This window comes from Actinosynnema sp. NPDC004786, assembly GCF_053601135.1.
In genome coordinates this window covers 49,354-69,403 of record NZ_JBSGBG010000012.1, presented here as the reverse complement: position 1 = coordinate 69,403, position 20,050 = coordinate 49,354, and the positions used below count along the sequence as shown (strand labels likewise).

General features: G+C 75.6%; 18 protein-coding genes and 2 pseudogenes. 9 read left to right on the top strand and 11 right to left on the bottom strand.

Annotated elements, in window-relative coordinates:
- Positions 1–63: 63 nt before the first annotated feature.
- Positions 64–1,416 carry a hypothetical protein gene (locus tag ACWEFJ_RS13075; protein WP_449713870.1) on the top strand — a complete coding sequence of 451 codons (1,353 nt, stop codon included), beginning with the start codon at positions 64–66 and terminating at the stop codon, positions 1,414–1,416.
- On the opposite strand, the gene ACWEFJ_RS13070 is transcribed toward ACWEFJ_RS13075, so the two are convergent.
- Complete coding sequence (locus ACWEFJ_RS13070) at positions 1,356–2,540, bottom strand: MFS transporter (protein WP_449713869.1); 1,185 nt, start codon at positions 2,538–2,540, stop codon at positions 1,356–1,358. The two genes, ACWEFJ_RS13075 and ACWEFJ_RS13070, sit on opposite strands and share 61 nt — an antisense overlap.
- Positions 2,541–2,596: 56 nt before the next feature.
- Between ACWEFJ_RS13070 and ACWEFJ_RS13065 the strand changes: the two genes are divergently transcribed.
- Positions 2,597–3,463, top strand: a complete 867-nt coding sequence (locus tag ACWEFJ_RS13065) for a LysR family transcriptional regulator (protein WP_449713924.1) — start codon at positions 2,597–2,599, stop codon at positions 3,461–3,463.
- A 594-nt stretch (positions 3,464–4,057) separates the two neighbouring features.
- Here the strand turns inward: ACWEFJ_RS13065 and ACWEFJ_RS13060 are convergent.
- Both ACWEFJ_RS13060 and ACWEFJ_RS13055 read right to left on the bottom strand, forming a co-directional pair.
- Positions 4,058–5,512 carry a leucyl aminopeptidase family protein gene (locus tag ACWEFJ_RS13060; RefSeq protein ID WP_449713868.1) on the bottom strand — a complete coding sequence of 485 codons (1,455 nt, stop codon included), beginning with the start codon at positions 5,510–5,512 and terminating at the stop codon, positions 4,058–4,060.
- A 133-nt stretch (positions 5,513–5,645) separates the two neighbouring features.
- Positions 5,646–5,813, bottom strand: a complete 168-nt coding sequence (locus tag ACWEFJ_RS13055) for a DUF3117 domain-containing protein (protein WP_012783412.1) — start codon at positions 5,811–5,813, stop codon at positions 5,646–5,648.
- 263 nt (positions 5,814–6,076) lie between these two features.
- On the opposite strand from ACWEFJ_RS13055, the gene ACWEFJ_RS13050 reads away from it, so the two are divergent.
- Positions 6,077–6,856, top strand: a complete 780-nt coding sequence (locus tag ACWEFJ_RS13050) for a PaaX family transcriptional regulator (RefSeq protein WP_378093153.1) — start codon at positions 6,077–6,079, stop codon at positions 6,854–6,856.
- A 14-nt stretch (positions 6,857–6,870) separates the two neighbouring features.
- Positions 6,871–7,650, top strand: coding sequence for an enoyl-CoA hydratase-related protein (locus tag ACWEFJ_RS13045; protein WP_378093155.1), 780 nt, complete (start codon positions 6,871–6,873; stop codon positions 7,648–7,650).
- On the opposite strand, the gene ACWEFJ_RS13040 is transcribed toward ACWEFJ_RS13045, so the two are convergent.
- The 5 genes and pseudogenes from ACWEFJ_RS13040 to ACWEFJ_RS13020 all read right to left on the bottom strand — a co-directional run bounded on the left by ACWEFJ_RS13040 (position 7,637) and on the right by ACWEFJ_RS13020 (position 10,156).
- Complete coding sequence (locus ACWEFJ_RS13040; protein WP_449713867.1) at positions 7,637–8,200, bottom strand: DNA-3-methyladenine glycosylase I; 564 nt, start codon at positions 8,198–8,200, stop codon at positions 7,637–7,639. The two genes, ACWEFJ_RS13045 and ACWEFJ_RS13040, sit on opposite strands and share 14 nt — an antisense overlap.
- Positions 8,197–8,610 carry an SRPBCC family protein gene (locus ACWEFJ_RS13035; protein ID WP_378093159.1) on the bottom strand — a complete coding sequence of 138 codons (414 nt, stop codon included), beginning with the start codon at positions 8,608–8,610 and terminating at the stop codon, positions 8,197–8,199. Before ACWEFJ_RS13035 ends, ACWEFJ_RS13040 begins: the two co-directional genes overlap by 4 nt.
- A gap of 235 nt (positions 8,611–8,845) precedes the next feature.
- A pseudogene (locus ACWEFJ_RS13030) lies at positions 8,846–9,130 on the bottom strand (DivIVA domain-containing protein); the annotation flags it as partial.
- A gap of 28 nt (positions 9,131–9,158) precedes the next feature.
- Positions 9,159–9,836, bottom strand: a complete 678-nt coding sequence (locus ACWEFJ_RS13025; protein ID WP_378093161.1) for a permease prefix domain 1-containing protein — start codon at positions 9,834–9,836, stop codon at positions 9,159–9,161.
- A complete protein-coding gene (locus ACWEFJ_RS13020) occupies positions 9,818–10,156 on the bottom strand; it encodes a PadR family transcriptional regulator (protein ID WP_201438570.1) in 339 nt (112 codons plus the stop codon). The genes ACWEFJ_RS13025 and ACWEFJ_RS13020 overlap by 19 nt, the downstream gene beginning before the upstream one ends.
- A gap of 89 nt (positions 10,157–10,245) precedes the next feature.
- On the opposite strand from ACWEFJ_RS13020, the gene ACWEFJ_RS13015 reads away from it, so the two are divergent.
- The 4 genes and pseudogenes from ACWEFJ_RS13015 to ACWEFJ_RS13000 all read left to right on the top strand — a co-directional run.
- Complete coding sequence (locus ACWEFJ_RS13015) at positions 10,246–11,412, top strand: cytochrome ubiquinol oxidase subunit I (RefSeq protein ID WP_449713866.1); 1,167 nt, start codon at positions 10,246–10,248, stop codon at positions 11,410–11,412.
- 13 nt (positions 11,413–11,425) lie between these two features.
- Entirely contained in the window at positions 11,426–12,271 is an 846-nt protein-coding gene (locus ACWEFJ_RS13010) for a cytochrome d ubiquinol oxidase subunit II (RefSeq protein ID WP_449713865.1), read from the top strand.
- Positions 12,258–14,132, top strand: coding sequence for an ATP-binding cassette domain-containing protein (locus ACWEFJ_RS13005; protein WP_449713864.1), 1,875 nt, complete (start codon positions 12,258–12,260; stop codon positions 14,130–14,132). Before ACWEFJ_RS13010 ends, ACWEFJ_RS13005 begins: the two co-directional genes overlap by 14 nt.
- 59 nt (positions 14,133–14,191) lie before the next feature.
- Positions 14,192–15,319: pseudogene (locus ACWEFJ_RS13000) on the top strand (ATP-binding cassette domain-containing protein); the annotation flags it as partial.
- Between the two features lie 197 nt (positions 15,320–15,516).
- On the opposite strand, the gene ACWEFJ_RS12995 reads toward ACWEFJ_RS13000, so the two are convergent.
- Together ACWEFJ_RS12995 and folP are read right to left on the bottom strand one after the other, a co-directional pair.
- The gene (locus ACWEFJ_RS12995) at positions 15,517–16,416 is read right to left on the bottom strand and encodes a glucosyl-3-phosphoglycerate synthase (RefSeq protein WP_378093169.1); all 900 of its coding nucleotides are present in this window, start codon (positions 16,414–16,416) and stop codon (positions 15,517–15,519) included.
- A complete protein-coding gene (gene folP / locus ACWEFJ_RS12990; RefSeq protein WP_378093171.1) occupies positions 16,416–17,276 on the bottom strand; it encodes a dihydropteroate synthase in 861 nt (286 codons plus the stop codon). The genes ACWEFJ_RS12995 and folP overlap by 1 nt, the downstream gene beginning before the upstream one ends.
- A 127-nt stretch (positions 17,277–17,403) precedes the next feature.
- On the opposite strand from folP, the gene ACWEFJ_RS12985 reads away from it, so the two are divergent.
- The gene (locus ACWEFJ_RS12985; RefSeq protein ID WP_449713863.1) at positions 17,404–18,894 is read left to right on the top strand and encodes a CocE/NonD family hydrolase; all 1,491 of its coding nucleotides are present in this window, start codon (positions 17,404–17,406) and stop codon (positions 18,892–18,894) included.
- Between the two features lie 73 nt (positions 18,895–18,967).
- On the opposite strand, the gene ACWEFJ_RS12980 is transcribed toward ACWEFJ_RS12985, so the two are convergent.
- The gene (locus tag ACWEFJ_RS12980) at positions 18,968–20,017 is read right to left on the bottom strand and encodes a hypothetical protein (RefSeq protein WP_449713862.1); all 1,050 of its coding nucleotides are present in this window, start codon (positions 20,015–20,017) and stop codon (positions 18,968–18,970) included.
- Positions 20,018–20,050 lie beyond the last annotated feature (33 nt).

Below are 20,050 nucleotides of genomic sequence, written 5' to 3'. Positions count from 1 at the left end.
GGTGCAACTCCCCGGGGTGGCGACCGCCTTTTAACCAGTAGGGGCGACTACTGGGGGCGGACCATGCGGTGGCTGGTGCTCCTGCTCGCGCTGGTGGCCGGCGGCTGCGCCCCGTCGGCGTTCAGCGCGGAGCAGGTCAGGTTGACCATGAAGGGGCAGCCGGTGCTCGACGCGCCGGGCCTGCAGGCGCGGGCCGAGGCGGAGCTGAGCTACACGCTGTCGTTCGGGTACGTGGCGCGGACCGGGAAGTCGGAGGTGAGCTGCTGGTTCGCCCGCACCGGGGAGGCGTTCGAGGTCGACACGCGGCTGTGGTGCGGCCCCGTGCAGGTGCCCGGCACGGCGGCGGCCACGGACTGGGTGCCGGTGCCGATGAAGGAGGTCGAGCGCGACTCGTCCGGGATCCGGCTGGAGGTGCAGCCGCCGCAGGTGCCCGCGCAGGGCTCCCGCAGCACGCCGGTGGGGAAGCTGGTGCGCACCGACGGGCGGGAGACCGAGGCCGACCAGGGCGTCGGCGAGGCCGGGCCGGACTTCCTGGCCGTGCTGCCCGACGACGGGCAGGCGCTCGACCCGGCGTCCGCGATGGTGCGCGACGACCAGTTGGAGGTGCGCGTCACGGGCTACGCGTCGCCGTCGGTGTGGCCGACGGCGGAGGGCGACCTGCGCGCCGAGCACGGGGTGGCGTTACGGGTGCTGCGGGTGCGGGTGACGCGGCACGGCGAGGTGGACTCGGCGTTCGGGCAGACGCCGTGGCGGGGGTGGGTGCCGCAGGCGCCGGAGCTGTCGTTGGACGTGCCGGGGCGGCGGCACCGGCTGCCCGCCGACCGGTTGCCGGACGACGGGTCGGCGTTGATCGTCTACACCGTGCCGGCCGGCGGCGGGCCGGAGGCGCTGGTGCTCGACACGGTCGGGGCGAAGTCGCTCCAGCAGCGGGTCCACGTGCCGTCCGGGCAGGTCGTCGGCGAGGCGCCGGCGGTGCTGCGGCGGGCGCCGGGGCCGGAGGCGATCTCGGTGTCGACGCCGGTGTCGGTGGGCGCGGCGGCCGGGTCGCTGGAGGTGGTGCGGGCGCGGCTGGGCCGGCAGCGGCCGGTGTCCGACGGCGGGCAGTACGAGCTGGCCACGGCCGGCCCGGGGCTGGCGCTGGTGGAGCTGCGGCTGGTCGGGCACGGGCTGCCGGCGGCGCTGGGCGCGGGGCGGACGGCGGGGCTGGTGACGCTGACGGTGCCGGGCGGGCAGCCGGCGCGGCAGGTCGGCGCGCGGTACGGCGGGGAGGTGTTCCCGACGGCGGTCGTGTTCGAGGTGCCCGAGGACGTGCGGTCGGTGGCGCTGTCGGTTGCGGCCGGGCGGGTCACCGTGCCTCAGCTGGGCGAGGTCGCGGTGACCGGCGGCGCGGCGGCGGAGGTGCCGTTGGACTTCTGAACCCGGTGCGCCGCGACGGCGGCGCAGGCCGCCAACCCCAGCCACGCGGTGACCAGCGCGGTCAGGCCCGGCCAGCCGCCGGCCTGGTAGGCGGCGCTGCCCGCCGTGCCGCCCGTGCTGCTGCCGACGTAGAAGGCGAACAGGTAGACGCCCGACGCCTGGCCGCGCACGTGCTCGGGGGCGCGAGCGCCGACCCACCCGCTCGCCACCGCGTGCGCGGCGAAGAAGCCGCCGGTGAAGAGGGTGAGGCCGACGGCGATCGCGGCGACGTGGTCGGGCAGCGTGAGCGCGGCGCCCGCGGCGGCCACCGCCAGGCCGGCGAGGGTGGCGCGGGCCCGGCCGTGGCGGTCGGCGAACCGGCCCGCCGCGGCGGACGCGCCACCGCCCGCCGCGTAGGCCAGGTAGACGAGGGTGGCGACGCCCGTGGCCAGGCCGAGGTCGGCGGTGAGGCGGAAGCCGATGACGTTGAAGACGGAGATGAACGCCGCCACCGCCAGGACCGCGATCGCGTACTGGCAGAGCAGGACGCGGTCGGTGAGGGCGTCCTTGAGCGCGCTCGGGCGGCGTGCGGCCGGGTGGCCCTTCGGGAGCAGGAGGGCGGCGGTGACGGCGCAGACCGCGCCGAACGCGCCGGCGAGGGCGAGGGCGGTGCGCCACGACGTGCCGTCGGTGGTGAGGCCGGTGATGAGGCGGCCCAGCATGCCGCCCGCGCTGTTGCCCGCGACCAGCGCGCCGATGGCCGCGCCGACGTGGCGCCGGCCGGCTTCCGCGGCGAGGAACGCCATGGCGGTGGCCGGGACGCCCGCGGTGGCGACGCCCTGGAGCGCGCGGGCGGCGAGGAGCGCCTCGTAGGTCGGGGCGAGCGGGAGGAGCAGGCCGAGGGCGGCGGCGGTGAGGACGGACCAGGCGATGACCCGGCGTCGGCCGACGCGGTCGGCGAGGGCGGCCATCGGGATGACCGCGAGGGCGAGCGCGCCGGTGGCGGCGCTCACGGTGAGTGACGCCTGGGCCGGGGTGAGGTGGAACCGGGCGGCGATGTCGGGCAGGACCGACTGCGGTGCGTAGAGCAGGGCGAACGTGGCCACACCCGTCGCGGCGACGGACGTGGTGAGGCGACTGGGCACGTCTTCGACGCTAATCCATGCGTCCAATACGCCGGTTTGCGAGAATCGATACCGTGATGGATGAATTGGTGCCGCGGTTGGCCGTCCTGCGCGCCCTGGCCGCCGACGAGCACGTCACCCACGCCGCCGAAGCCGCCGGCGTCCCGCAACCGACCGTGAGCCGCTGGCTGACCGCGCTGGGCACGTCACTCGGCGCGCCGGTCGTCATACGATCGGGGAGACGGGTGCGCCTGACCAGGGCAGGCCGCCTGCTGTGCGAAGCCGCCGACCGCGCCCTGACCGCGCTGGAAGCGGGCCACCGCGCCGCCACCGAAGAGGTGTCACCCGAACGGGGCGTCGTCGCCCTGGGCTTCCTCCACCTGCTGGGCCGCTCGGTCGTCCCGACCCTGGTCAGCGCCTTCCGCGACGCCCACCCGTCCGTGCGCTTCCGGCTGGTGCAGAGTTCGCGGCAGGACATCCTCACCCACCTGGCGGACGGCGTTGTCGACCTGGCCCTCGTCTCCCCGCCGCCGACCGACCCGGCGTTCGCCCACGCCGTCGTGCGCGAGGAGGAGCTGGTCCTCGTCGTGCCGCCCGGCCACCGCCTGGCGGCCCGCGCGGCGGTCGCGGTCGCGGAGCTGGCGGCCGAGGAGTTCGTGGGGCTCGAACCGGGCTACGGCCTGCGGCAGATCACCGACGACCTGTGCCGGGCGGCCGGCTTCACCCCCACCCTGGCCTTCGAGGGCCAGGAAACCGAGACCGTCCGCGGTCTCGTGGCGGCCGGCCTGGGCGTCGCCCTGCTGCCGCACGCCGACTCCCCCTCCGGCCTCCCGGAAATCCCCCTGACCCCGCGCGCGTCGCGCGAGATCGCCCTCGCCTGGCCCGCCGACGTCCCCCTCCCACCCGCCGTCCGAGCCTTCCGCGACCACGCCCTCACCGCCTGACCCCCGGCCACGCCCGCCTCGCGCCTCGCCGGCCGCGCGCCCGCGGCGACGTCCGGGCCGATCAGGCACCCGGCCCGGGCCGGGTCCGATCCCGCCGGTCCGGCCCGCCGCGCTCGGCCTGGCCGATCCGGGGCCGGCACGTCCGGCTGCGCTCGGCCTGGCCGGCGGTGCGCCATCGGCGGGCGGCCACCGGTTCGTGCCACGGCCCAGCCGGCGGCGGTGGGCGGTTCGGCCGGGTCGCGGTCCGGGCCCGGCGGTCCAGGCCGGCTGATCCGGGCCATCCGGTCCGGGCCGGCCCGTCTCCGCTCGCCGGTCCGGGCTGGCTGGTCCGGGCTCGCCGGTCTCCGCTCGCTGCTCCGGGCCGGCTGCTCCGGGCTCGCAGGTCCCGGCTGGCAGGTCCGGGCTCGCCGTGATCCGGGTGGCTGGTCCGGGATCGCCGATCCGGGTGGCCGGCGGCCGGCGTTGGACGGGGCGGGGTCGGGGTGGTCAGGGGGTGGGTGGGGCACTGGTCGGGAGGGGTGGTCGGGGGCGGTTGCGGTTCCTCGATTCAACCGAGGTACGGTAACGGTGTTTCCGTACATTTTCGGGACATGATCACCCGATCGTGTTGGTCGGGGTGGTGGCGTAGGTCTCCGCCAGTTCGATCAGGGTCCGCGCGGCGAAGCCGGTGGCGCCCGCGACGACCTCGTCGTACACCTTGTCCGCGCGCGCCGGGCCCGCGATGTCCAGGTGCGCCCAGGGCACGTCGCCCACGAACTCGCGCAGGAACAGCGCCGCCGTGATGCCGCCCGGCCCCGGCGGGCACTGGCGGACGTCCGCGATGTCGCTCCGCACGTCCTCGACCAGGTCCGCCAACAGCGGCATCCGCCACCACGACTCGCCGACCCGCGCCCCCGCCTCCGCCACCCGCGCGGCGAGGTCGTCGTCGGTCGCGAACAGGCCCCCGGTGCGCAGGCCGAGCGTGACCTTCATCGCCCCGGTCAGCGTGGCCACGTCCACCAGCACGTCCGGCCGGAGGTTGCGGACCGCGTAGGCCAGGGCGTCGGCCAGCACCAGGCGGCCCTCGGCGTCGGTGTTCGTCACCTCGGTCGTCGTCCCCCCGTAGTGGGTGATGACGTCACCCGGTCGGTACGCCGACCCGGACACGTGGTTCTCCGCGGCCGGCACCAGGCCGGTCACCCGGACGGGCAGGCTCTGCCGGGCCACGCCGATCAGGGCGGCGATCACCGCCGCGCCGCCGGACATGTCCGTGCGCATCAGGTGCATGCCGTCCGCCGGCTTGACGGAGATGCCGCCGGTGTCGAACGTGATGCCCTTGCCGACCAGCACGAGGTGCGGGCCGCCGTCCCCGGTCCCGGGCCAGGTCAGCTCGATGAACCGCGGCGGCCGGGCCGAGCCGCCGCCCACGGCGAGCACGCCGCCGAACCGCTGCTCGGCGAGCCACTTCTCGTCCCGCACCTCGACCCGCAGGCCGGGCACGGCCTTGGCGGCCTTCACGGCGGCGGCGGCCAGCCAGGCCGGGTCCTTGACGTTCGACGGGGTGTTGGCCAGGTCCCGGCTCAGCGAGGTGGCCGCCGCCAGCGTGGTCGCCTTGCGCACGACGTCCGCCACCCCCGGGGCGGCGGTCACCAGGCGCAGGGACTTCACCCGCTTGGGCGGTTCCTCCCCGGTGACCTTGAACCGGTACCCGCCCAGGGCGACACCGAGCGTGAACGCCGCCACGGCCTCGCCCGCCACGTCGTCGGGCAGCAGCACGTCGTAGGTGGTCGCGCCCTTCGCGGCGTCCGCGTCCAGCGCCCGCACCAGGGCCGCGCCGGCCTTGCGCCAGTCGCCGGGGGCGCCGTCGCCGACCCCGACGACCCGGTCCCGCCCCTGCCGGGACGTCGCGCCGGCCCGGCCGCTCACGTCGTCGGCGTCCACGACCCGCTCCGCGCCCGGCCCGAGCCGCGCCTCGTCCCCGCCGGACGCGACGAGCACCGCGGGCACACCCCGGCGGAGGGTGTCGGCCACCTCGACGGTGACCAGCGGGGTGGGCAGGGGTGCTCGCACGGGGACCTCCGGGGGACGGGCGTGGTCGATCACGCCGGGTGGACAAGCCGCAGGTGGGGGCCGCGGCGCGACGTAGCGATGCCCCGGTTCCACAGTGGAAACCGGGGCTTCGACGCTTTCTCTCTCCGGCCGGTCAGCCGGCGGCTGCCTTGAGGGCGTCGCCCAGGGCGTTGGCCTCATCCGCCGACATCTCGACGACGAGGCGCCCACCACCCTCGAGCGGAACGCGCATCACGATGCCGCGCCCCTCCTTGGTCACCTCGAGGGGACCGTCGCCGGTCCGGGGCTTCATGGCCGCCATCGCGTGCTCCCTCCGTCAACATCTTCCCCGTCCGACCAGGGCCGGATACTCCGCCCATTCTCCCCTATGCGGACTCGGCAGCGAAACCGAACCGATCTTTCCGGCCGGCCGGCGACCTGCCGGCGATCATCACCGAGCCGCAGATCAGGGCCAGGATCGCCGCCTCCCAACGACTTCCGCGGCACGCCGCCGACCGTCACCTGGTCGTGACCCGTCACCGCTCTGTGGCGTGTCGCGGGGTGGCCCTGACACACTCGGACCTCGTGCGAGCCCGTTCCGCGCTCTTCGACGTCTACGGCGGCCACCTCCGCGAGCGGGGTGGCGCGGCGACCATCGCCGCGCTCGTCCGGTTGCTGGAGCCGCTGGACTTCGCCGCGCCCGCGGTGCGCACGGCGGTGTCGCGCACGGTGCGGCAGGGCTGGTTGGAGCCGGTGCGCCTGCCGGGCGGCCCGGGGTACGCGATGACACCCCGCGCGGAACGCCGGCTGGACGAGGCGGCGGCCCGCATCTACCGCACCCGGCCGTCCACGTGGGACGGTCGGTGGCACGTGGTGGTGCTGGAGGAGCTGCCCGCGCGGGAGGCGCGGGAGCGGGTGGCGTCGTCGCTGCAACTGCTCGGTTACGGCGCGTTGGGGCCGGTGACGTGGGTCGCGCCGCGCCCGTCGCCGGAGCTGGCGGACGTGCTGGCGGCCGAGGGTGTGGCGGGCAGCACGTTCCTCGGCGGCCACGAGGGCGACCCGGCGGAGCTGGCGGGCCGGGCGTGGGACCTGGCGACGCTGGGCCGCGACTACGCGCGGTTCGTGGCGGAGTGGGAGCCGGTGATGTCCGGTGTGGACGGTACGTCCCCGGCGGCGGCGTTCGCGGCGTCGCAGCGGTTCCTGCACGCCTGGCGCAAGTTCCTGTTCCGCGACCCGGGCCTGCCGCGGGAGCTGCTGCCGGCCGACTGGCCGGGCGCGGACGCGGCCGCGTTCTTCGACCGGCACACCAACCGCCTCGCGCCCGCGGCGGCCAAGTTCGTCGACGATTGCCTCGCCCACCACTGACCGGAGGTCCACCCGTGTCCGAACTCCTCATCGACGACGCCGACGGCGTCCGCACGTTCACGCTGAACCGGCCCGAGTCGTTCAACTCGTTCACGGTGGCGTTGAAGGAGCGGTTCCTGGAGGCGGTGGTGGAGGCGGCCGGCGACGACGCCGTGCGGGCGGTGGTGGTGACCGGCGCGGGGAAGGCGTTCTGCGCCGGTCAGGACCTCAAGGAGCACGTGGCGTTGTTGGAGGCGGGCGACCCGGCGCCGCTGGAGACGGTGGAGAAGCACTACAACCCGCTGGTCAAGGCGATCGTGGGGATGCCGAAGCCGGTGATCGCGGCGGTGAACGGCATGGCGGCGGGCGCGGGGGCGTCGTTGGCGTTCGCGAGCGACCTGCGGGTGGCCGGGGAGGGCGCGAAGTTCCTGATGGCGTTCGCGAACGTGGGGTTGACCGCGGACTCGGGCGCGTCGTGGACGCTGCCGAGGCTGATCGGGCACGGGCGGGCGATGGAGATGATGCTGCTGGCGCAGCCGGTGGACGCGCGGGAGGCGTTGCGGATCGGCCTGGTGGGTCAGGTGGTGCCGGACGGCGAGGTGCTGTCGACGGCGCAGGCGCTGGCCCGGAAGCTGGCCGCCGGGCCGACCACCGCCTACGCGAAGATCAAGGAGGCGATGGCGTTCTCCGGCGCGCTGGCGGCGGCGTTGGAGGTGGAGGCGCGCACGCAGGCGGAGGCGGGGGCGACGGCCGACCACCGGGAGGCGGTGGCCGCGTTCGTGGCGAAGCGGAAGCCGACGTTCACCGGCCGGTGACGGCCCCGGCGGCGCGGAAGCAGGCCGCGATGTGGTCGTCGACCATGCCGGTGGCCTGCATCAGCGCGTAGCAGGTGGTGGGGCCGAGGAAGGCGAAGCCGCGGCGCTTGAGCTCCTTGGCCATGGCCTTGGACTCGGGGGTGACGGCGGGCACGTCGGCGATCGTGGCGGGCCGTTCGTGGTGCTCGGGCGCGAACGACCAGAGCAGGTCGTCCAGCGGCACGTCGAGTTCGGCGACGGCGCGGGCGTTGTTGATCGTGGCGTCGATCTTGGCGCGGTTGCGGACGATGCCCGCGTCGGCGAGGAGCCGGTCGACGTCGTCGGGTCCGAAGGCGGCGACGCGCTCGGGCACGAACCCGGCGAACGCGGCCCGGAAGTTCTCGCGCTTGCGCAGGATGGTGATCCAGGACAGGCCGGACTGGAACGACTCCAGCGCCATGCGTTCGAACAGGGCCGACTCGCCGTGCAGCTCGACGCCCCACTCGGTGTCGTGGTACTCGACGTAGTCGGGGGTGCTGTCGCCCCACGGGCAGCGGACGACGTCGGTCACGGGGTGTACCTCCGGGCGAATGCGGCGAAGCGGTGCAGCGAGAGTCTCACACCCGGCGCGAAGGCCAGGTTGAGCGGCAGGGCGATGTCCTCGGACCAGACCAGCTCGCTGCGGTCCGGGCCGCGCGGGACGACGCGGAACTCGCCGGCGCCGCGGACGAGGCGGCCGGTGTGCTCGACGGCGCACCGCGCGGGTGGTTCCCACGCGGTGATGCGCATGGTGTCGGTGAAGCCGAGCCGGCCGACGCCGGTGAACGCGGTCAGCCCGCTGCCGACGCTCGCGCCGTCGCCGCCGGTCACGCGGACGGTGGTGGCGAGCATCCACTCGCCCTGCCTGGCCCAGTCGGTGAGCGCCGCCCAGGTGGTCCGGGCGGGCGCTTCGACCTGGACGCGCAGGTCAAGCCGGGTCACGCTCGGGTTCCCGGTCCGGTTCGCGGTCCGTGCCCGGGTGCGCCGCGGCGGGCCGCCCGGCTTCGGTTTCCCGCTCGGCCGCGGTGTCGCGGTCGGCCCCGGTCCCCCGGTCCGCCGCGCTCGCGCGGGCGGCTTCGCCCTCCGGGTCGGTCCCGGCCCCGTTCCGCGCCGCGGTCGCGGCGTCGCGGTCGGCCGGGGTGGTCGCCGACGTCCCGGTGGCGGGTTCGACGCCCGGTTCGGCCTCCAGCTCGGCGACCCGGTCGCGCAGCCGTTCGACCTCGCCGGCCAGGCGGTCCAGCGCCCAGTCCACCTCGGTCATCTTGTAACCGCGCATGACCTGCTGGAACTTCAGGTCACGCACGTCCTGCGGGGTCACGTCGTCGGCCGGCAGGCGGGTCGGCGACGCGCCGGGCGGCAGCGGCGCCAGCTCCTCGCCGCGCCCGAACACCAGCGCGGCCAGCAGGAACACCACCGCCGCCACGAGCGCCATGATGACGATGTAGAAGAGCGCTGAGGTCACGTGACGATCGTGACACATGCCCCGCGGGTCAGACCGACGAGAACACCACACAGCGCCGGGCGAGGACGGCGAGCCGCAGCGCGATGGCGAACGAGAACGCGGTCGCGGCGGCCACCGGCGGCGACAGGAGCAGCCGCTGGGGGTCCAGGTAGGCGGTGGCGGCGAGGATGGCCACGTTGCCGAGCAGGGACAGGCCGACCGACCCGACCGCGACGACCCCGGCGAGGCGGGCCAGCGTGGCGGTGCCGACGGTGGTGCGGGCGAGCCGGCGTCCGACGAGCAGCGCGAGCACCGCCACGCCCGCCACGACCCACGCCGAGGCGTCGTTGAAGCGGGCGACGGCGAGGTACCAGTCGGGCGGCGGGGCGGCGAAGTCGGTCCACGCGCCGATCCAGAACATGCGGTTCAGCTCCCACATCACGTAGGCGAGGGGGAGGACGAGCGTCACCGACCGCAGCGTGCGCGTGCCGTGGGCCAGGGCGAGCAGGCCCTGGTACTCGCGGGCGATGGTGGCGACGGGGCCGAACTCGGCGACGGCGCGGCGTTGGGCGGCCTCCTCGCCGAGCCCGCCGTCGCGGTGCGCGGCGGCGGCGTCGTGGAGGCTGTCGCGGGCCTCGGCGAGCAGGTCGCCCTTGACCGGGTCGGGGCCGCGCAGGCGTTGGTCGAGGGCGGTCACGTAGTCGTCGATCACGCCTGCGCCGGCCACGGCCCACCTCCCAGCACGCCCTCGATGGCGGTGGTGAACTCGCGCCACGCGGTGCGTTCGGCGGCGAGCGCGCGCTGGCCCGCCTTCGTGAGCCGGTAGGTGCGGCGCTGCCGGCCGCCGACGGTGCTCCACTCGCTGGCGACCAGGCCCGCGGTCTCCAGCCGGCGCAGGGCCGGGTAGACGGTGCCGGTGGGCAGGTCGAGCGCGCCGCCGCTGCGCCGTTGCAGCGCCTCGATGATGGCGTAGCCGTGCAGCTGGCCGCCGTCGAGCGTGGCCAGCAGGAGCGCGTCGAGGTGCCCGCGCAACGCGTCGGACTTCATGGGTAGCCACTCTACGGATCAGGGCCGGTCGGCGGAATCGGGGACATCCCCGATGTTGAGTTGTCTGCCTACATATAACGTACCTACTCATGGATGCTCTCGGACTGGCCCGGCTCCAGTTCGCCACCACCACGTCGTTCCACTTCCTGTTCGTGCTGCTGACGCTCGGACTGGTGACGTCGGTGGCGGTGATGCAGACCCGGGCCACGCTGTCCGCCGACCCCGTGCACGCCCGGATGACGCGCTTCTGGGGTCGGCTCTACGTGGTGAACTACGCGCTCGGCATCGCGACCGGCATCGTCATGGAGTTCCAGTTCGGGTTGAACTGGTCGGGGCTGTCGACGTTCGCGGGCGACGTGTTCGGCGCGCCGCTGGCGCTGGAGACGCTGGTGGCGTTCTTCCTGGAGTCCACGTTCCTCGGCCTGTGGATCTTCGGCTGGGACCGGGTGAACAAGTGGGTGCACCTGGCGCTGATCTGGCTGGTCGCGCTGACCGCGTTCGCCTCCGCGTTCTGGATCATGATGGCGAACGCGTTCCTCCAGCACCCGGCCGGGCACGAGCTGCGCGACGGCGTGCTGCGGCTGGTGGACTTCTCCGCGCTGGTGGCCAACCCGACGTTCGGGACGGCGTTCCTGCACGTGTGCTTCGCGTCGTTGACCGTCGGCGGCGTGTTCCTGACCGGGGTCAGCGCCTACCACTTCCTCCGGCGCACCCCGGAGGTGGACTTCTTCCGCCGGTCGCTGCGGCTGGGCGTGGTGCTCACGGCGGTGGCGACGCCGCTGCTGGTCGGGTTCGGGTTCGGGCAGTTCCCGATCGTCCGGGAGTACCAGCCGGACAAGTTCGACACGGTCGGCGCGGTCGACGGCGCGGGCCTCGGCTTCATGATCCAGATCGGGTTCGCGCTGCTGCTGGCGAGCTGGGCGACGGTGCCGCTGCTGTTCCGCGACTGGGTGGTGCGGCTGCGGTTCCCGCTGTACCTGATGGTGCTCGGCATCCCGCTGCCGTTCGTGGCGGCGATCGGCGGGTGGCTGTTCCGCGAGGTCGGGCGGCAGCCGTGGCTGGTGCAGGGGCTGCTGACCACGCAGGACGCGATGTCGCACGTCGACCGTGACCGGTTGCTCGTGTCGTTCGTCGCGTTCACCGGCGTGTTCGTCGCGCTGGCGGTCGCCGACTGGGTGCTGATCGCCCGGTTGGCGCGGCGCGGACCGGTGTCCTCCGACGAGGCGCCGGTGTCGCCTCTCGTCCCGGCGCTGTAGAGGGGTGTGTGGCGTGGAAGGTGTGTGGGTTGGCCTGCTGACGTTCCTGACCTGCGGTTACTTCGCGTTGGCCGGGTTCGACTACGGGGTCGGCGCGGTGCTGCGGCTGGTCGGGCGCGACGAGCCGGAGCGGCGGGCGGTGCTGCGGGCGGTGACGCCGTTCTTCCTGGGCAACGAGGTGTGGCTGGTCGCGGCAGTGGGCGTGCTGTTCGGCGCGTTCCCGAGGCTGGAGGGCGAGCTGCTGTCGTCGCAGCACACCGTGTTCGCGGTGCTGCTGGCCGGCTTGGTGTGCTTCACGGTCGCGGTGCAGCTGCGGTCGCCCGGCTGGGACTTCGCGCTCGTCGGCGGCGCGCTGGTCGTGGCGGTGGCGTGGGGCGTGCTGCTGGGGCGGGTGCTGGGCGGTCCGGTCGTGGTGTGGGGCGCGGGGACGGCGGTGCTGTTCTCGGCGCACGGCGCGGTGTTCCTGGCGTGGCGGCTGTCGGGCGGGCTGCGGGAGCGGGCGGTGCGGATCGCCCGGTTCCTCCTGCCGGCGGTCGCGGTGTTCGTGGTCGCGGCGGTGGTGACGGCCGGGCCGGTCGCGGCGCCCGCGTTCGGGGTGACGGCGGTCGTGGCGCTGGGGCTGGTGGGCGCGGCCTGGGTGGCGTTGCGGGGGCGGCGGCACGGGCCGGCGTTCGCCTGCACGGCGGTGGTGTGCGCGTTGCCGGTGGTGGGGGTGTTCGGCGCGCGGTCGGTGGTGACGGTGTCGGTCATGGCGGACCTGCCGACGTTGCGGGTGTTGACGTGGGCGGCGGTCGTGGTGGTGCCGCTGGTGCTGGTGTTCCAGTGGGCGACGTGGTGGATGTCCCGTGCGGCACGGTGACCGCAGGTACGTCGTCGTCCTGTCGGCGCTGGCGGTCGTCACGGCCGCGGTGGTGTTGGCGCAGGCCGAGGTGGTGGCGTCGGTGCTGGCCGGCGGGTGGTCGGCGTGGTGGCTGGTGGCGGTGGTCGCGGCGCGCGGGCTCGTGGTGTGGGGCGGGCGGGTCGTGGCGCAGCGGCACGCGGCATCGGTGAAGGCGTCGTGGCGCAAGCGGGTGCTGCGCGGGGCGGCCGGGTCCGGGGAGCGGGCCGGGTCGGTGGCGACGCTGGTGGTGAAGGGCCTGGACGCGGTGGAGCCGTACTTCGCCGGCTACCTGCCGCAGCTCGTGGTGGCGGCCGTGGTGCCGGTGGCGGTGGTGGCGCGGTTGTCGTTCGCGGACCTGGCGTCGGGCCTGGTGGTGCTGGTGACGTTGCCGTTGGTGCCGGTGTTCGCGGCGTTGGTCGGGATGCGCACGCGGGACCGGACGCGGGCGCAGTGGGCCGGGTTGGCGGTGGTGGGCGGGCACTTCCTGGACGTGGTGCGCGGTCTGGGCACGTTGACGGTGTTCGGGCGGGCGGCGGCGCAGGCGGGGACGGTGCGGGCGATGGCGGGGGCGCACGCGGAGGCGACGTTGCGCACGTTGCGGGTGGCGTTCCTGTCGGCGTTGGTGCTGGAGCTGGTGGCGACGCTGTCGGTGGCGCTGGTGGCCGTGCCGGTGGGGTTGCGGCTGCTGGAGGGCGGGGTGACGTTGCGGGTGGCGCTGCTGGTGCTGCTGCTCGCGCCGGAGGCGTACCTGCCGCTGCGCGCGGCGGGCGCGCAGTTCCACGCCTCGGCCGAGGGCCTGGCCGTGCTGGAGGCGGCCGCCGCCCACGCGTCCCCGCCCGGTGCGGTCACGCGGGATGCCGGGTCGGAGGGGGCAGGGGAGCCGGCGGACGTTTCCTCGGCCGCGCAGGGGTCTCGGCCGAGCGGATCGCCGACCGCGGCGCTTTCCCGGCGGGACGAGCCGCCGGCCGCGCGAGGGGGCGGGCTGTCGGCCGCGCACGGCTCGCCGCAGGGTTCGCCGCCGGTCGAGCCGCCGGCCGCGCACCGGTCACAGCCGCACGAAACAGCCACCGCGCCGCGATCCGGGCCGCACGCATCGGCCGCACACCGGTCCCACCCGGCCGAAGCGCCGGCTGCGCAGGCGTCCCCGCCCGGGGGATCCCCGATCTTCATGCTGCCACAACGGAACGGCGGGGCGAAGGGCGCGGACGCGGCCTGTGGACAACTCGGCGTGCCGGCACCCGACCTGCGGTCCGCCGAGATCGTGGTCGACCGGGTGGTCGTCCGCTACCCCGGCCGCGCGAGCCTGGGCGAGCTGTCGTTGCGCATCGCGCCCGGCGAGCGGATCGCGGTCGTCGGGCCCAGCGGCGTCGGGAAGAGCACGCTGCTGGGCCTGCTGCTCGGCTTCGTGACGCCCGCGTCCGGCCGGATCACGGTCGGCGGCGTGGACCTGCGGGACGTCGACCGGCGGTCGTGGCTGCGCCAACTCGCCTGGGTGCCCCAACGGCCCACGCTGTTCCCCGGCACGGTCGCCGACAACATCGCGCTCGGGTCGTCCGGTGACGTGCGGGCCGCCGCGGCGGAGCTGGGGTTGGGGCACCTGGTGGACGCCGGGCACCCGCTGTCCTCCGGCGAGCGGCAGCGGGTGGCGTTGGCGCGGGCGTTGCTCCGGGACGAGGCGCGGTTGCTGCTGTTGGACGAGCCGACGTCCCGGTTGGACGGCGGGACGGAGGAGGCGGTGTTGCGGGTGACGCGGCGGTTGGCCCGGGGTCGGACGGCGCTGCTGGTGGCGCACCGGCCCGCGGTGCTCGACGAGGTGGACCGGGTGGTGGCGCTCCGGTGAGGCGGCTGGTGCCGGCGGTCGCGGCCGGGGTGGCGGCCGAGTTGGCCGGGATCGGCCTGATGACGACGGCCGTGTGGCTCGTCGTGCGGGCCGCCGGGCAGCCGCCGCTCGCGGCGTTGACGGTGGCGATCGTGGCGGTGCGCGCGTTGGCCGTGGCGCGCGGCGGGCTGCGGTACGCGGAACGGCTGGCCGGGCACTCGGCGGTGCTCCGGCACCTCGCCGACCTGCGCGGACGGGTGTACGACGCGCTGCTGCGCCGCCCGCTGGCCCGCGGTGACGCGCTGACCCGGCTGGTGTCCGATGTGGACCGGGTGCAGGACGCGCTGCTGCGCTGCCTGCTGCCGGGCGCGGTGGCGGCCGTGGTGGGGCTGGTCGCACTGGCGGCCACGGGGTTCGCCTGGCCGCTCGTGCTCGGCCTGGTGGCGAACGCGTGCGTCATCCCGGCGATCGCGCACCGGATGGCGGTCCGGCACCTCGACGCCCTCGCCCCGCTGCGGTCCGAGCTGGCGGAGCGGACCGTCGTGCTGCTGGACGGCGCGGCGGAGCTGACCGCGTTCGGCGCGCTGGACCGGGAGCTGGCCGCGACCGGCCGGGTGGTGGACGCGCTGGCCCACCGGGAACGGCGGGGCGACGCGGTCGCGGCGGTGTGGGCCGCGGCGGCCGTGGTCGTGCAGTTCGGGGTGGCGCTGGCGTTCCTGCGGTCGGGCGCGCCGGCCCACGTCGTGCTCGGCTCGGTCGCGGTGCTGGAGGTCACCCTGCCCCTGGCCCCGGCCGCCCAGAGGTGGGCGGAGGCGCGCGGCTCGGTCCGCCGCGTCCGCGACGCGCTCCGCGCCGAGCCGGTCCCCGCGCCGCACGTCGAGCTGCCGGCCGGACGCCGGGTCGGCGTGGTGGGCGCGAGCGGCGCGGGCAAGAGCACCTACCTGCGGGCGTTGGCCGCCGCCCACCCCGGTGTCGCCAAGGGCGTGCTGGACGACGCCCACGTCTTCCACGCCACCGTGGAGGCCAACGTGCGCCTCGCCCGCCCGGACGCGTCACGCGAGGAGCTGGACCGGGTGGCCGCCGTGGTGGACCTGGACGTGCCGTGGGACACGGTCGTCGGGGAGGACGGCGACGCCCTGTCCGGCGGCCAGCGCCAACGCCTGCTGCTCGCCCGCGCGCTGCTCGCCGACCCGGACGTGCTGCTGCTGGACGAGCCGGTCGAGGGCCTGCCCGTCGACCACGGCGACGCCGTGCTGCGCCGGGTGCTCGACCACGCGCGCGGCGCGGTCGTGCTCGTCACCCACCGCCTCGCCCCGCTGGCCGGCTTCGACCACGTCCTGGTGTTCGAGGACGGCCGCGTCGCCCGGGAGGGCACGCCCGCCGGGCTGGCGGCGTCCCCCGGCCACTACCGCGACCGCTGGAGCACCGAGCGCATGGCGGGCCGGTCCTCCGCGGGCACGTCCACCGGCGACGGCAGCCACTCCCCGTCGAACGGCTCGAACTGCGTCAACGTGGAGGACGCCACCGGCACGCCGCACCGGCGCAGGGCGGTGACCGCGATCTGAGCCGCCATCGGCCCGAGCTGCCGCAGGTCCCGGTTGCGGTGCTTGCGCACCCCCAGGTTGACCTGGGCGATCCCGTCCAGCCCGTAGCGGGCGTGCGCGTCGAGCAGCAGCCCGATCTCCACGCCGTAGCCGGGCGCGAACGGCACCGACTCCAGGAACTCGCGCGTGCCCGCGTACTCGCCGCCCAGCGGCTGCACGACACCGGCCAGCTCGGGCCGCAGGGCGTTGAGCAGGGGTCGGGCCGCCAGCTCGGTCACCCGGCCGCCGCCGGTGCTCTCCAGCCGCAACGGCCGCCGGTAGAAGCCCTTCACCAGGTGCACGTCGCGGGTCAGCAGCGGGCCGAGCAGCGCGGGCACGAACTCCGGGTCCGGGTCCACCAGGTCGGAGTCCAGGAACACCACCAGGTCGCCGGTCGTCGCGGCCAGCGACCGCCACAGCACCTCGCCCTTGCCCGGCCGGGGCGCGAACTGCGGCAGCACGTCGGTCCGGTGCACGACCCGCGCCCCGGCCGCCGCCGCGCGCGCCACCGTCCCGTCGCTCGACCCGGAGTCCACGACCACCAGCTCGTCCACCAGACCGCCGAGCAGCGGCCGGACCACGCCGACGACGCCGCCGACGGTGGCCTCCTCGTCCAGCGCGGGCAGCACCACGCTGACCGTGCGGCCGGCCTTGCGGGCCACCAGCTCCGGCACCGTCCACCGCGGGCGCTGCCAGGTGTTGGCGGCGAACCAGTCCGCCATCAGGCCAACGCCCTCAGCACCCGGGCCGGCGGGCGCGTGCCCGCGATGCTCGCCACCATCTCCACCACATGCCGGGTCTGCCGCACCTGGTGCGCCCGGAACACCTTCGCGCCGGTCCACGCCGCCACGGACGTCGCGGCCAGCGTGCCGTCCACCCGGTCGTCCACGTCCGCGCCCAGGGTCTCGCCGACGAAGTCCTTGTTCGACAACGCCATCAGCACCGGCCACCCGGTGGCCACCAGCTCGTCCAGCCGGCGCAGCAGCTCCAGGCCGTGCCAGGTGTTCTTGCCGAAGTCGTGCGTCGGGTCGATCAGCACGCCCGCCGCGGGCACGCCCAGCGCGACCACCCGCTCGGCCCGCGCCACCAGCTCGGCCGCCACGGACGCCACCACGTCGGCGTACCGGACGCGGTGCGGGTCGGTGCGCGGTTCGAGGCCGCCGGTGTGGGAGCACACGATGCCCACGCCGAACTCGGCCGCCACCTCCGCGAGCCGCGGGTCCGCGCCCGCCCACGTGTCGTTGATCAGGTCCGCGCCCGCCTCGCACACCGCGCGGCCGACCTCGTGCCGCCACGTGTCCACGCTGATCACGAGGTCCGGGTGCCGCTCGCGGACCGCCGCGACGAACGGCACGACCCGCCGCGCCTCCTCGGCGGCGTCCACCACCTCGCCCTTCGAGCCGGCGCGCACCCCGCCGATGTCGACGATGTCCGCGCCGTCGGCGACCGCCCTGTCCACCGCGGCCATCGCCGCGTCGTCGGCGAAGGTCGCGCCCCGGTCGTAGAACGAGTCGCGCGTCCGGTTGACGATGGCCATCACCAGCGCGCGATCCCCGGCGACCTCTCGTGACCCGAACCGCATGACCGCATCGTGCCACGTCGCCCGACGGGGTGAGCTGCGTCACAGACTTCTGCTACTGACGAGTACGGTTCGTGTTTACTCGCCGGTAACACCCTGCGTGATCCCGGTCACGGTCAAGGAGGACCTCGTGCGCCGATCACTCCCCCTGCTGCTCGCCGCCCTCGTGGCGCTCGTCCCCGCCCCGCCCGCCCAGGCCGCGCCCGGCTTCGCGGTGTCCTACGAGACCATCCCCGGCGAGGGCGGCACCCCGTTGCGGGCCTTCGTCGTCACGCCCACCGGCCGCGGCGGCGGCCCCTTCCCGCTGCTCGTGATGCCGTCGAGCTGGGGCGTCAACAACATCGAGTACGTGGGCGCGGCCGCCAAGCTCGCCTACCGGTCCGGCTACTCGGTGATCAGCTACACCTCGCGGGGCTTCCACGACTCCGGGGGCGAGATCGACGTGGCGGGCCCGGACACCGTGGCCGACGTCAGCCGGGTGGTCGACTGGGGCCTCGCGCACGCCCACGGCGACCCGGCGCGGATCGGCGTCGCCGGCATCTCCTACGGCGCGGGCCAGTCCCTGCTCGCCGCCGCGGCCGACCCGCGGATCAAGGCCGTGGCCGCGCTGAGCACGTGGACCGACCTGGCCCGGTCGCTGTACCCGAACGAGACGGTCGGCACGCAGGCCGTCGAGCTGCTGCTGGCCGCCGGCCGGCTGACCGGCCGGCCCGGGCCGGTGCTGCGCGAGGCCGAGGCCGCCTACCGGGAGGGGCGGTTCGCCGACGTGCTGCCGATCTCCCCGCCGCGCTCCCCCGCCACCCGCGTGTCGTCCATCAAAGCCGCGGTGATGATCGGCAACGCGTGGAACGACGGCCTGTTCGCGCCGAGCCAGATCACCGACTTCTTCGAGGCGCTGACCGGTCCCAAGCGGCTCATGCTCTCCCCCGGCGACCACGCCACCGCGGAGCTGTTCGGCGCGGCCGGGCTGCCCGACGAGATCTGGGCGTCGGTCGGCCGCTGGTTCGACCACCACCTCGCCGGCGTGGCCAACGGCATCGACCGCGAGCACCCCGTGCAGGTGAAGCCGAACAACGGCGGCGGCTGGCGGTCGTTCCCCACGTGGGCCGCGGCCACCGCCCGGACCGAGACCGTGCCGCTGGCCGCGGACCGCATCCGCGCCGGGTGGCCCACCATCGCCGAGAGCGGCACCGTGCTGGTGTCCGGCGCGTTGCAGGGCTTCCTGAACCTGCCGGTGGGCGTGGCCACGCCGCTGGTGGACCGGGGCGCGGCGGCGGTGTGGCGCGGACCGGTCCAGTGGACCGCGACCACGGTCAGCGGCACGCCCCGCGCGCACCTCACCGTGACGCCGAGCGCCGCGAGGACCACCCTGTACGCCTACCTGTACGAGGTGAACCCGCTGGGCCTCGGCGCGCTGGTCACGCACAAGCCGGTGACGCTCGCCGGCACCGCCACCCGGACCGTCGACCTGGACCTGGAGCCGGTGGTGTGGAACGTGGCCGCGGGCAACCGGCTGGTGCTGGTCGTGGACACGGTGGACGCCCGCTACCAGGGCTCCAGCACGCTCGGCTCGACGGTCGCGTTCGGCGCGGACTCGTGGCTGCGCGTGCCGCTGGGCTGACACCTCGCCCGGCCGACACCTCGCAGGGCCGACCGCACCACACGGCCGACCGCCCCACACGGCCGGCGTGCCGCTACGCCTCCGGCAGCGCGGTGACGGCGGCCTCGGCCAGGGTGGTCGCGAGGTCGCAGAGGGGGCGGTCCCCGTCGGCCCCGGGCTCGCGCACGGACAGCTGCACCAGCTCGGTCAGCCGCCCGTGCCGGCCGGGGTCGGACCGGTGCACGGCGCGGACGGTGCAGCTGCCCTCGCCGTCGTAGCCGGGCGTGACGAACGCCGCCCGCCCGGCCAGCCGGGTGGGTCGCCCGTCGCCCGCGTCCAGCGGCGCGGACCGGTCGAAGCGCAGCTCCACCTCGACGTCGTCCACCGCGCCGTGCCAGCCGCACTCCCACCGCCCGAACCCGACCCGGGGACGGGCGACGTCGATCCCGGGCACGGCCGCGGTGAGCGCCCCGGCGTCGAGCAGGGCGCAGGCGTCGAGGTGCGCGAGCGACCCGGACGGGAAGGCCGGCCGCCGGGCGATCCGCCCACCCGAGGCGTGCGCCCGGTCCAGCACGCCGGCGGCGGTGTCGGCGGCCACGTCGGCGATCTCGCACAGCGGCGCGGTCCCGCGCTCGTCCGCGTAGTCCGCGCGGACCACGACCACCGGACGACCGTCGCCGGGCAGCCTCAAGGCGCGTTCGCACGAGTCGCTCTCCTCCGGCCACGCCACCACGTCCACCGCGCCCACCCGCCGCGCGGCCGTCGCGCCCTCCTCCGGCCGGGAGTCGGTGAACCGCACCTCGACGTCGACCCGGGCCGCGCCGCCGCCGGGGTCGATGATCACGTCGCACCGGTGGAAACCGCCATAGGCCGGGTCCAGTTCGGTCCGGCCGAACCCGCCGAGAGCCGCCGGCCGCACGAGCGCGCACGGATCGGCGGTGCGCGGGTCGCCGAACACCTCCACCCCGCCGAACAGGCCGAACGCCCAGCCGAACCCGGCCGCCGCCTCGACCGCGACGGCCGCGACCACCGCCACCCAGCGCCACCACTTCACCGGCCGCCGGCCCGGGACCCGCACCGGTCGCGCCACGACCAGCCGCACGTCGCCGTTCGCCTGCACCACCGTGTTGGCCGAACCGGACACGAATGCCGACTGGGTGACCGGTGACGCACGGCG